Origin of the sequence: Mesorhizobium sp. M4A.F.Ca.ET.090.04.2.1 (genome assembly GCF_003999085.1) — a bacterium.
Classification (GTDB): domain Bacteria; phylum Pseudomonadota; class Alphaproteobacteria; order Rhizobiales; family Rhizobiaceae; genus Mesorhizobium.
Map to the genome: position 1 here is coordinate 1 of NZ_RZOT01000171.1, position 10,698 is coordinate 10,698.

The following is a 10,698-nucleotide window of genomic DNA, read 5'->3' on the forward strand; positions in this document are numbered from 1 at the left end:
GGCCGACATGGAGGTGACGGTGCGGCCGGAGCCGATCGGCGTCGTTGCCGCAGTCGTGCCCTGGAATTCGCAGCTCTTCTTGTCGGCGGTCAAGCTCGGTCCGGCGCTGGCAGCCGGGTGCACCGTCGTCCTCAAGGCTTCCGAGGATGGCCCGGCGCCGCTGCTCGCCTTCGCCGAGCTGGTCCACGAGGCCGGCTTCCCGGCGGGCGCCGTCAACATCCTGACCGGCTTCGGCCACGATTGCGGACGCCGCCTGACCAGCCACCCGCTCGTCGCCCGCGTCGCCTTCACCGGCGGCCCCTCGACCGCCCGCCAGATCGTCGCCAACACGGCCGAGAATCTCGCCTACACGACGCTCGAGCTCGGCGGCAAAAGCCCGGTCGTCGTCTTCGCCGACGCCGATCTGGACAGCGCCGCCAACGCCGTGGTCGCCGGCATTTTCGCCGCGACCGGCCAGAGCTGCGTCGCCGGCTCGCGGCTGCTGATCGAGCGTTCGGTGAAGGACGAGTTCCTCGCGCGGCTGAAGCGGAAGGCCGAGGCCATCGCCATCGGCGATCCACAGGACACCGCCACCGAAATGGGGCCGCTCGCAACCTTGCGCCAGCGCGAACGGATCGAGACGATCGTCGCCGAAAGCCTGGCCGGCGGCGGCCGGCTGATCACCGGCGGCGCACGGCCCAAGGGCAAGGCGGACGGGTTCTACTACGCGCCGACGATCATCGAGGCGCAGGATCAGGCGCTCGCCTGCGTGCGTGAGGAACTGTTCGGACCGGTGCTGAGCGCGCTCGCCTTCGACAGCGAGGCGGAGGCGCTGGCGCTCGCCAACGACACGCCCTTCGGCCTCGCGTCGGGTGTCTTCACCACCAACCTCGCCAGGGCGCATCGCATGGCCCGCGGCATCCATGCCGGCGTGGTCTGGGTCAACACCTACCGCGCCGTCTCGCCGCTGGTTCCGTTCGGCGGCTATGGCCTCTCCGGCCTCGGCAGAGAAGGCGGCCTCGACGCCATCCGTGACTACACGCGCTCGAAATCGGTGTGGATCCGCACATCGGACGAGCCGATCCCCGATCCCTTCGTCATGCGCTGAGGCGGCCTGTCGACGGTGCACTGAAGAACAAGAAACGGAACACACAAAGTCAGAGGAGAACGACATGAAACTGATTTTCGCCGGCATCCTTGCCGGTCTGATTGCAACGACGGCCGCCAAGGCCGGGGAAATGGTGTTCACCAGCTGGGGCGGCACGACCCAGGAAGCCCAGACCAAATCCTGGGCTGAGCCGTTCACCGCTTCGGCCGGCGTCAAGGTGCTGCAGGACGGCCCGACCGACTACGGCAAGCTGAAGGCCATGGTCGACGCCAAGAACGTCACCTGGGACGTGGTCGACGTCGAAATGGACTTCGCCATCAAGGCGGCCAAGGACGGGCTGCTCGAGCCGATCGACTTCGCCGTCGTGCCGAAGGACGATCTCGATCCGCGCTTCAGCAACGAGCACGCAATCGGCAGCTTCTACTATTCCTTCGTGCTCGCCTGGAACAAGGGCGCGGTCCCCGGCGAGCCGGCCGGTTGGGCCGACATGTTCGACACCAAGAAATTTCCCGGCAAGCGCACCTTCTACAAATGGTCGGCGCCAGGCGTCATCGAGATCGCGCTGCTGGCAGACGGCGTGCCGGCCGACAAGCTCTATCCGCTTGACCTCGACCGCGCCTTCAAGAAGCTCGACACCATCAAGTCCGACATCGTCTGGTGGGGCGGCGGCGCCGAGTCGCAGCAGCTGATCGCCTCCGGCGAGGCCGCCTTCGGCCAGCTCTGGAACGGCCGCGTCTTCGCGCTGGAGAAGGACGGCGCCGATGTCGGTGTCTCCTGGAACCAGAACCTCACCGCCGCCGACGTTCTCGTCGTCCCGAAGGGCGCCAAGAACAAGGACGCCGCCATGAAGTTCCTCGCCGCGGCGTCCAGCCCGACCGGCCAGGCGAAATTCGCCGAGGCGAGCGGCTATGCGCCGATCAACACCAAGGCCAAGGCCGAGATGCCCGCCGACGTGGTCAAGGGCCTGCCCGACGCCCATGTCGACGGCCAGATCAACCTCGACATGAACTACTGGGCCGAGCATCGCGACGAGATCGCCACGCGCTGGTACGCCTGGCAGGCGAAATGACGCCCGCCTTCTCGTGACAGAAGCGGGACGGCTTCCGCCGTCCCGCTTCGCAACCCGGGATACCGCTATGTCGGTGGAAATTGAACAGAGCATCGCCAGAATGCGTCTTCCGGCAGGCGTCGGCGGCCTGCTGCCGGCGCTGACCTTGATCGGGCTCTTCTTCGTCGTGCCGGTTTTGGCGCTGCTCCTGCGCAGCGTCACCGATCCGGCTCCCGGCCTGCAGAATTACGCTGCGCTGCTCGGCGACGGCACCTACGCGCGGGTGTTCTTCAACACCTTCCTCGTCGCCTTCGTCGTCACCATCGTCACCGTGCTCGTCGCCTTTCCGGTCGCCTGGATGCTGGCGATCATGCCGCCGGCCCTCGCCTCGATCCTGTTCGGCATCATTATCCTGTCGATGTGGACCAATCTCTTGACCCGCACCTATGCCTGGATGGTGCTCTTGCAGCGCACTGGCGTCATCAACCGGGCGCTGATAGCGACCGGCATCACCGACCAGCCGCTGCCGCTCATCAACAACCTTACCGGCGTCACCATCGGCATGGTCTACATCATGCTGCCGTTCATGATCCTGCCACTGGTCGGCACTCTGCGCGCAATCGATCCGATGACGCTTCGCGCGGCAGCGCTTTGCGGCGCCAGCCCGCTCGCCGCCTTCCGCCGCATCCTGTTGCCGCTCTCGCTTCCTGGCATCGCCGCCGGCGGGCTGATGGTCTTCGTCATGTCGCTCGGCTATTTCGTCACGCCGGCGCTGCTCGGCGGCACGTCGAACATGATGCTCGCCGAAATGATCGCGCAGATGATCCAGTCGCTGCTCAACTGGGGCCTCGGCAGCGCCGCCGCCTTCATCCTGCTGGTCGTCACCATGGCGCTCTACGCGCTGCAACTGCGCCTTGTCGGCTCAAAACGAGCCGCGGGAGGCGCCTGATGCTGCTCGACTACGACCGCCTGGGCTGGCTGAAGGTTGCACTGCTGACCTTCACCGCGCTCGTCGCCGCCTTCCTGCTGCTGCCCGTCATCTTCATTGTGCTGCTCTCCTTCGGCTCGTCGCGCTGGCTGGCCTTCCCGCCGCCGGGCTGGACGCTGAAATGGTATCAGGAGCTGTTCGCCGACCCGTCCTGGATCGAGGCGGCGCTGACCAGCGCCCGCATCGCCGCTCTGACGGCCCTGCTTGCCGTCGCCGTCGGCCTGCTTGCCTCCTTCGCTCTGGTTCGCGGTGAGTTCCGTGGGCGCGAGATTCTGCGCGGCCTGCTGCTGACGCCGATGGTGCTGCCGGTCGTTGTCTTCGCCATCGCCATCTACGCCTTCTTCCTGCGCCTTGGCCTCGGCGGCACCACGGTCGGCTTCGTCATTGCCCACACCGTGCTGGCGCTCCCCTTCGCCATCATCCCGATCGCCACGGCGCTCGAAGGCTTCGACAAGTCGATCGAGGACGCGGCCATCGTCTGCGGCGCCAGCCCGCTCCAGGCCAAGCTCAGGATCACCTTGCCGTCGATCCGCATCGGCATTTTCTCCGCCGCGATCTTTTCCTTCCTCGCCTCCTGGGACGAGGTGGTCGTGGCGATCTTCATGGCGAGCCCCACCTTGCAGACCTTGCCGGTCAAGATCTGGGGCAGCCTCCGCTCCGACCTCACCCCCGTCATTGCCGCCGCCTCCAGCCTGCTGGTCGCGCTCACGCTCGCCCTCATGGTGGTGACGGCACTCTTGCGCCGAAAGTTGCAGACATGACCGATCCTTTCCTGTCGATCCGCAAATTGCGCAAGGCTTTCGGCGCCTTCGTCGCCGTTCATGATGTGACGCTGGAGATTCCCAAAGGCGAGTTCCTGACCTTCCTCGGCCCGTCGGGCTCGGGAAAATCGACGACACTCTACGCGATCGCCGGCTTCCAGGACCCGACCTCCGGCGATGTCCTGTTGCAAGGAAAGTCGCTGCTTGCGGTGCCCTCGCACAAGCGCAACATCGGCATGGTGTTCCAGCGCTACACGCTGTTTCCGCATCTGAGCGTCGCCGAAAACGTCGCCTTTCCGCTTCGCGTGCGCCGCCGGCCGGATGCCGAGGTCAAGCGCAAGGTCGCCGACATGCTCGCCCTGGTGCGGCTCGAAAGTTTCGCCGAACGGCTTCCGGGCGCGCTCTCCGGCGGCCAGCAGCAGCGCGTCGCGCTCGCCCGCGCGCTGGCCTACGATCCGCCCATCCTCCTGATGGACGAGCCGCTTTCCGCGCTCGACAAGAAGCTGCGCGAGGAGATCCAGGCCGAAATCCGCCGCATCCACCGCGAGACCGGCGTCACCATCCTCTATGTCACGCACGATCAGGAAGAGGCGCTGCATCTGTCGGACCGCATCGCGCTGTTCAGGGACGGCCGCATCGAGCAGATCGGCACCGGCGAGGATCTCTACCTTCGGCCCGCGACCGATTTCGTCGCCGGCTTCATCGGCAATTCGAACTTTTTGGCCGCCGAGCACCTGGAAACCGTCGGCGGCGCCGCGACCATCCGGCTTGCCGACGGCTCGGTGCTCTCAGGCATAAGCGCCAATGGCAGCTTCGGCAGCGGACAGAAGGCCAGGCTGATGGTCCGGCCGGAAGCTTTTCACCTGGAAAGAAACCAGAAAAGCGCCGAGCTTGCCGTCGAGATCGTCGATGTCGCCTTCTACGGCGAGCGCCGCCGCATCGTCGCGCGCACCGGCGCCGGGCAGGAAATCGACATCAGGCCGACATCGTCGGCCATGGCGTCGCACGATGCGACGGCAAGCCGGCGGCAGGTCTTTTTCGACCCGGCGGCGGCGTTCCTGTTTCCCGCCTGACGCTCGCGCCGGAGCGATTGGCGCCGCGGATGGGTTGGCACTAATGTCTACAAGCTTTATAGACTTCAGGCCCCGACGAAAGGAACAATCGGCTTTCGGCCGCACCCCCCGAACAATTTTCCACGACCAGGCCTATTAGCGACAGCAGATCATAGTCTGCGACTACGCCGGACATCGCCCCGGCCAGCTTCCTTGGCGAGATCGCCGAAATTGGCCTGAAGCCAGGCGATGGCGCCGGCGACATCGGCAATGACATAGCCCGCCGCCGTTGGTCCCTGCGGCTTCACGCGGATCGAGATCCCACCTACGGCATTGACTGTATCGAAGCCGTTTTCGTCCGAGGTATCATCGCCGAGAAACACCGGCCGTCGGCCGGTGAACGGATCGAGCTGCAAGAAGCGCCGGATCGCCGCACCCTTGGCGGCGTCGAGCGGCATCAATTCGACACCGGCATTGCCGGCAATCACGCGATAACCCTTGGGCAGGCGGGTCAGCGCTGCCTCGACCAACTCCGTCGCTCGGGCAAGCAGATGGGAAGCCGCACGAGTGTGGACGGCGAGCACCGGGCCCTTGCGCTCGACATAGACGGCCTGGCTCGCCAGCTCCAGTTCGATCTCGTCGGCGAGCGCCGCCATGTCCGCCGGTTCGTCAGCGGCCTCTACGGGGCCGCCCGGGACAAGTCTGTGCTCCAGCCCGTAGAGACCGGCAGTGCGCAGCTTCAGCGGTTCGAACAGTCGGTCGACCGCCGCGACCGAGCGGCCGGTGATGAAAGCAAGCGCGCCGTCCAGCCGGCGCTCGATCGCCTGCAGCAGAAAGCGAAGCTCTTTGCTGACCGACACGGCGTCGGGATGGGCTGCGTGTTCCAGCAAGGTGCCGTCAATGTCGAGGAACAACGCCCATCGGCCTTCGGGAAGGCGGGGTTTCAGCTCTGCCTGATAATTCATCGGAGTCCTGCTACCTGTCTGCGTTCGAAGATGGGGACGACATTATCGGCAATCGCTGACCGCTCGGCATTGGCTGTGACGCGGTCGAGCTCGCCACGCTTGCGCAGGCGCGCGGCGTCCAGAAGCATGCTGCCGGCCCAGCGGTAGACATTGTTGTCGCGCACGATCTCGCGCATGCGCCGCATGCGCTCGCGCTGCTCCTCGGCCGACATGGTCAGCGCCTGCAAGAGGGCCCCGCTCATCATCGCCGCGTCGTAAGGGTTGACGATTAGCGCTTCCAGCAATTCGCGCGATGCGCCGGCGAAGGTGCTGAGCAGTAGCACCCCCTGCTCGTCGTCGCGCGCGGCGACGAATTCCTTGGCGACGAGGTTCATGCCGTCATGCAGGCTGGTGACCATGCAGATATCGGCGGCGCGATAGATCTCGTAGACTGCCTTCTGCGAGTGATGCTCGGCCACGATGACGACCGGGCGATAGCCGTCACTGCCATAGCGCTGGTTGAGGTCGTCGGCATAGCGCATGCATTCGTCGTATAATTGCCTGTAGGCTGGCAATGTGCCCCTGCTGGGTGCGGCGATCTGCAGGAAGACGACTTTGCCGATCAGATCGGGATGCCTGGTGAACAATTCCTCCAGTGCGTGGAAGCGGTCGAGAATGCCCTTGGTGTAGTCCAGGCGCTCGACGCCGACGCAGAGCTTAACATCCGCCGACAGTCCAAATCGGTCGCGGACGCGCGTGCGGCATTCGGCGACATCGGGCAGCTTCGCCAGAAGCTGCAGCGGCCATTCGATCGAGATCGGATAGGCGTGGACCAGCGTCGTCTGGCCGCCATAGGAGATGGCGGCGTCCGCCCGCTCGATCCGGCTCTCAAGGAAGCGATCGACGCTTTCGGTGAAATTGTTGGCGTGGAACTGGGTATGGAAGCCGATGATCGAGCTGCCGAGCAGCCCGTCCAGGATACGCTCCCTCCAGGGGCAAATGCTGTAAACTTCCGAGTTCGGCCACGGGATGTGCCAGAAGGTGATGACGATCGCCTCGGGCAGGCGTTCGCGGATCATGCGCGGCAAAAGCGCAAAGTGATAGTCCTGCACTAGCACGATCGGCCGCTCGTTGCGCGCTTCGGCGACCACCGTGTCGGCGAATTTACGGTTGACGGCTTCGTAGGCCTCCCAGTCCGATTCGCGGAAGATCGGCCTCGTGAAGGCGATATGGCAGAGGGGCCACAGGCCCTCGTTGGCGAAACCCAGGTAGTAGCCCTGATATTCTTCCTCGCTCAACCACACCCTGCGCAGCGTGTAAGACGGATTGTCGGGTGGCACCTGCAACCGGTCGTCACTGTCGACCACCTGGCGATCCGCCGTGCCGCCGCCATACGCGATCCAGGTGCCGGCGCAAGCGCGCGTGATCGGCTCCATCGCCGAAACCAATCCGCTCGCCGGCACGACCAGTTCGACCTCTCCGTTCTTTTCGTTGTGGATGTAAGGCTCGCGGTTGGAAACCACGATCACCTGCGCTTCCGGCAGGTCCTCGTGAAGGATCTTTCTCAGGGTTTCGGGCGACCAAGTCACCAGCGCGGCATCGACCGACTGGCCATTCTTCTCGAATTCCCTGAGCACCTTGCGTGCCGCCTCGGAAGCCACATCCTCGCCGGCGACAGGCACCGACGCTGGCGCGGAATTGCGATGGCGCCGCGATATGGAGAAGAACACCGCGAGAGCGGAGAGTAGAAGACTTACCAGGAGCAGGCTCCACAGTAAGTCGATGCCTTGATCAGTCATTGAAACGCCAACTTGCCACCGGCCCGCCGCAGGACTCATTCTTCTTGTTTTCGACACCTTGCCGGGCGACGGAACAGACCGCCGCGCGTCCGGTGTGATTGTGCAACGCACAAACGGAGCATCGGTTCCGACATTTTCCGGGCCGTGGGCGATCCCTTGAAGATCGCGCGGTCGAAAGGCAGGAAGCCGCCATTTGGAGGTCGGCTGAAATCAGCACATCTCAGGTGCGCACGATGAGCGGCACCAGACCTTCATGCCGGTCGGCAAGGAAGGCGACGACACGATCGCCCACGCGCTGGAAGGTCAGGTCGACCGCCCTGTCGCCGACGGTCAGGTGTCGAAGCGTGAGTGTGTCGATGCCGATCGGCAGCCTTGGCCGCGTGACGCGGATCTCGCCTTCCCAGCCATCGATCTCCAGGCCGAGACAGGCCTGCATCAGCATGAAGGCGGAGCCGGCCGACCAGGCCTGCGGCAGGCAGGCGACCGGATAGGCGATGGGCGCCTCGCCCGGCGCCCGGGTGAAGCCGCAGAACAGCTCCGGCAGCCGCATGTTGAAATGCACGGCCGATTCGAACGTGCCACTCATCAACCGCACCACGCTCTCGCGCTCGCCATAGCGCGCCAGGCCGACGCCGCAGATGGCGGTGTCGTGCGGCCAGATCGAGCCGTTGTGGTAGGACATCGGGTTGAAGAACACCGCGTCGTCGGAGAGCGTTCTCAGGCCCCAGCCCGAATGGAAGGATGCCGAAAGCAATTGGTCGGCGACCAGTTTCGCCCGCTCCGGCTCAGGCAATCCGACAAACAGAAGGTGGCCCGCATTCGACGTCCGCACCTTGCAGGGCTCGCCGGCGCCGTCGATCGCCAGCGCATAGAAGCCGAGATCGTCCGCCCAGAAATGGCTCTCCACCGCCGCGCGCATGGCTTCGGCGCGCTCCTCCCAATGCTCGGCCTCCGCATATCCGCCCCGGCGGCGGGCGAGTGCCGCCAGGCCCCGGAACGCGGCAAAGACGTAGCCCTGCACTTCCACCAGCGCGATCGGGCCCTTGGGGATGCGGCCATCTGCGTGAAAGACCGAGTCGAAACTGTCCTTCCAGCCCTGATTGGCGAGGCCGGATTCGGCGGCGCGCTGGTAGGTGACGAAACCGGTCTCCCGGCTCGCCTCTTCCGTCCACTCCGCCGCGGCCTTGATCGACGGCCACAGCCTGTCGATGAATTCCATGTCGCCCGTGCGATCTGCATAGGCGCAGGCGAGATGGATGTAGAGCGGCGTGGTATCGACGCCGCCATAGTAGCGGCCGAAGGGAAGCTCGCGCAGCGCCGCCATCTCGCCCTTGCGGGTCTCGTGCATGATCTTGCCGGGCTGTGAATCGCTGAACGGCGACGTCTCGGTTGCCTGGTGCTGGGCGAGGAAGGCAAGCACGCCGCGCGCCAGACCAGGGTTGAGCCAGAGCATCTGCAGCGCCGAGATCACGCCGTCGCGGCCGAATGCCGTCGAAAACCAGGGAATGCCGGCATAAGGATAGGGCCCAGTCGCGAGTTCGGTGGTGAGCAGCGCCACATCGGCGCGGGCGCGCTCGACCCAGTCGTTGAAGACGCGGCCGGAACTGTGCAACGTGGCGCCGTGGCGGCGCTTTGCCCGCATGCCGAAACGGGCCCGCGCCGCTGCGGCGCGGAAGCGATCGCGATCCGGGGTGTCGACAGCCTCCGAACCGACCTCGACATAGAGCACCTTGCTGGAACGCTTGGTCACCGCGACGAGGAAATCGGCGCGGCTGTCTGTCAGTTGATCGGGCGCCTGCGAGAACGATATCGCCGACAGGCGCGCCAACCCGTCCAGCCCGTCATAGCGAAGCAGCACCGACGTCGCGTCGATCTTGGCTGCATGCGCGGTGCCGCGCTTTGCCCTTGTCGAGCCCCGCACCTCGAACATGTCGCGGAAATCGGCGGCAAAGTGCAGAGAAACGCGGATCGCCGAGGTCTCCTGGCTATAGTTGGAAAGCGTGATGCGCTCGAACAGCCGGTCCTGCCAGATTAGCCTGACGCGCTCGACATGAATCGCGCCCTGCGGAATGTCGCGGCCGCCGACGCTTTGAACCGGCAGGTTGGTGAGATTGCTAGTGAACAGCACATTGTCCTGGCTGAGCGAGGCGCCGAGCAGCGATGTTTGCCTGCCACCGACGGTCAGCCGAAACTCCGAAAGCACGCGCGTGTCGTCGCGGAAGAAGCCGTCGCCGGCGCCCCGGATATCGCCATAAGCGTCGGCCACCGCGAAGCAGTCGCCCTGTTTCAGCGCGAACAGCCGGTGCGGCTCGCGCGGCGCGGTCTCGTCCAGAGCGGCAAGGGCTACGGCGGGATCAAGCTTGCGCTCGTCGAGCTCTGTCATATGTTTTTTTCCCGTTTGCTCCGCCCCCCGGATCAGGCGGCGCCTCTCACGAGGCCTTCGCGTCGGTCGCACCACCGATGAGGCGCCCATAGGCGGCCACATAGTCGCGGGCCATTCTGTTGGCGGAAAACCGCTTTTCGAAGGCAGCCCTCACCTTTCGACGGTCGAGTTGAAGCAATGCCGGCACGGACTTGACCGCATCGTCCATCGAATTGACGACAAATCCGGTCACGCCCTGATCGATGATCTCAGGCAAGGCGCCACAATTCCAGGCAATCGATGGCGTGCCGCAGGCCATCGCCTCGATCGGAGCAAGGCCGAACGGCTCGGGCCAATCGATCGGGAACAGCAGGCCGGCCGCCTTGCCGAGAAACTCGGCCTTCTCGTCCTCGGCGATCTCGCCGACATAGTCGACGCGGTCACCGTCGATCAGCGGCTCAACAACGTCATGAAAATAGGCACGATCATCGTCACCGATCTTGGCCGCCAGCTTCAGCTTCAACCCAGAGCGGCGCGCGATCTCGATGGCGCGGTCCGGCCGCTTGTCGCGCGAAAGCCGGCCGAGAAAGGCAAGATACGGTTCCTCTTCCGTGGTCTCGAAAGCGGGCCGATAGATGTCGATCGGCAGGCCATGGT

9 protein-coding genes are annotated in these 10,698 nt (G+C 65.2%); 5 read left to right on the forward strand and 4 right to left on the reverse strand.

Features of this window, described 5'->3' with window-relative positions:
- The 5 genes from EN781_RS14240 to EN781_RS14260 form a co-directional block, all read left to right on the forward strand.
- A partial coding sequence (locus EN781_RS14240; RefSeq protein WP_127400076.1) for an aldehyde dehydrogenase family protein occupies positions 1–1,087 on the forward strand: 1,087 nt, incomplete at its 5' end.
- 64 nt (positions 1,088–1,151) lie between these two features.
- Entirely contained in the window at positions 1,152–2,156 is a 1,005-nt protein-coding gene (locus tag EN781_RS14245; RefSeq protein WP_126058969.1) for an ABC transporter substrate-binding protein, read from the forward strand.
- Between the two features lie 100 nt (positions 2,157–2,256).
- Entirely contained in the window at positions 2,257–3,084 is an 828-nt protein-coding gene (locus tag EN781_RS14250) for an ABC transporter permease (RefSeq protein ID WP_245455439.1), read from the forward strand.
- A complete protein-coding gene (locus tag EN781_RS14255) occupies positions 3,084–3,884 on the forward strand; it encodes an ABC transporter permease (protein WP_126058967.1) in 801 nt (266 codons plus the stop codon). Before EN781_RS14250 ends, EN781_RS14255 begins: the two co-directional genes overlap by 1 nt.
- Positions 3,881–4,957, forward strand: a complete 1,077-nt coding sequence (locus tag EN781_RS14260; protein ID WP_126058966.1) for an ABC transporter ATP-binding protein — start codon at positions 3,881–3,883, stop codon at positions 4,955–4,957. The genes EN781_RS14255 and EN781_RS14260 overlap by 4 nt, the downstream gene beginning before the upstream one ends.
- A gap of 149 nt (positions 4,958–5,106) precedes the next feature.
- On the opposite strand, the gene otsB is transcribed toward EN781_RS14260, so the two are convergent.
- From otsB to EN781_RS14280, 4 genes are all read right to left on the reverse strand, one after another.
- Positions 5,107–5,901 (reverse strand): trehalose-phosphatase, encoded by a 795-nt coding sequence (otsB, locus tag EN781_RS14265; protein ID WP_127400077.1) that lies wholly within the window; start codon positions 5,899–5,901, stop codon positions 5,107–5,109.
- Positions 5,898–7,679, reverse strand: a complete 1,782-nt coding sequence (locus tag EN781_RS14270; RefSeq protein ID WP_126058964.1) for a trehalose-6-phosphate synthase — start codon at positions 7,677–7,679, stop codon at positions 5,898–5,900. Before EN781_RS14270 ends, otsB begins: the two co-directional genes overlap by 4 nt.
- Positions 7,680–7,899: 220 nt before the next feature.
- Positions 7,900–10,062, reverse strand: coding sequence for an amylo-alpha-1,6-glucosidase (locus EN781_RS14275; RefSeq protein WP_126058963.1), 2,163 nt, complete (start codon positions 10,060–10,062; stop codon positions 7,900–7,902).
- A 46-nt stretch (positions 10,063–10,108) separates the two neighbouring features.
- Positions 10,109–10,698: glycosyltransferase (locus EN781_RS14280; protein ID WP_145965503.1), on the reverse strand; the 590-nt coding region annotated here is incomplete at its 5' end.

Excerpts from the sequence above, each read along its gene's own strand:
- EN781_RS14245 (WP_126058969.1), top strand. The coding sequence starts at position 1,152 with ATGAAACTGATTTTCGCCGGCATCCTTGCCGGTCTGATTGCAACGACG.
- EN781_RS14250 (WP_245455439.1), top strand. The coding sequence starts at position 2,257 with ATGCGTCTTCCGGCAGGCGTCGGCGGCCTGCTGCCGGCGCTGACCTTG.
- EN781_RS14255 (WP_126058967.1), top strand. The coding sequence starts at position 3,084 with ATGCTGCTCGACTACGACCGCCTGGGCTGGCTGAAGGTTGCACTGCTG.
- EN781_RS14260 (WP_126058966.1), top strand. The coding sequence starts at position 3,881 with ATGACCGATCCTTTCCTGTCGATCCGCAAATTGCGCAAGGCTTTCGGC.
- otsB (WP_127400077.1), bottom strand. The coding sequence starts at position 5,901 with ATGAATTATCAGGCAGAGCTGAAACCCCGCCTTCCCGAAGGCCGATGG.
- EN781_RS14270 (WP_126058964.1), bottom strand. The coding sequence starts at position 7,679 with ATGACTGATCAAGGCATCGACTTACTGTGGAGCCTGCTCCTGGTAAGT.
- EN781_RS14275 (WP_126058963.1), bottom strand. The coding sequence starts at position 10,062 with ATGACAGAGCTCGACGAGCGCAAGCTTGATCCCGCCGTAGCCCTTGCC.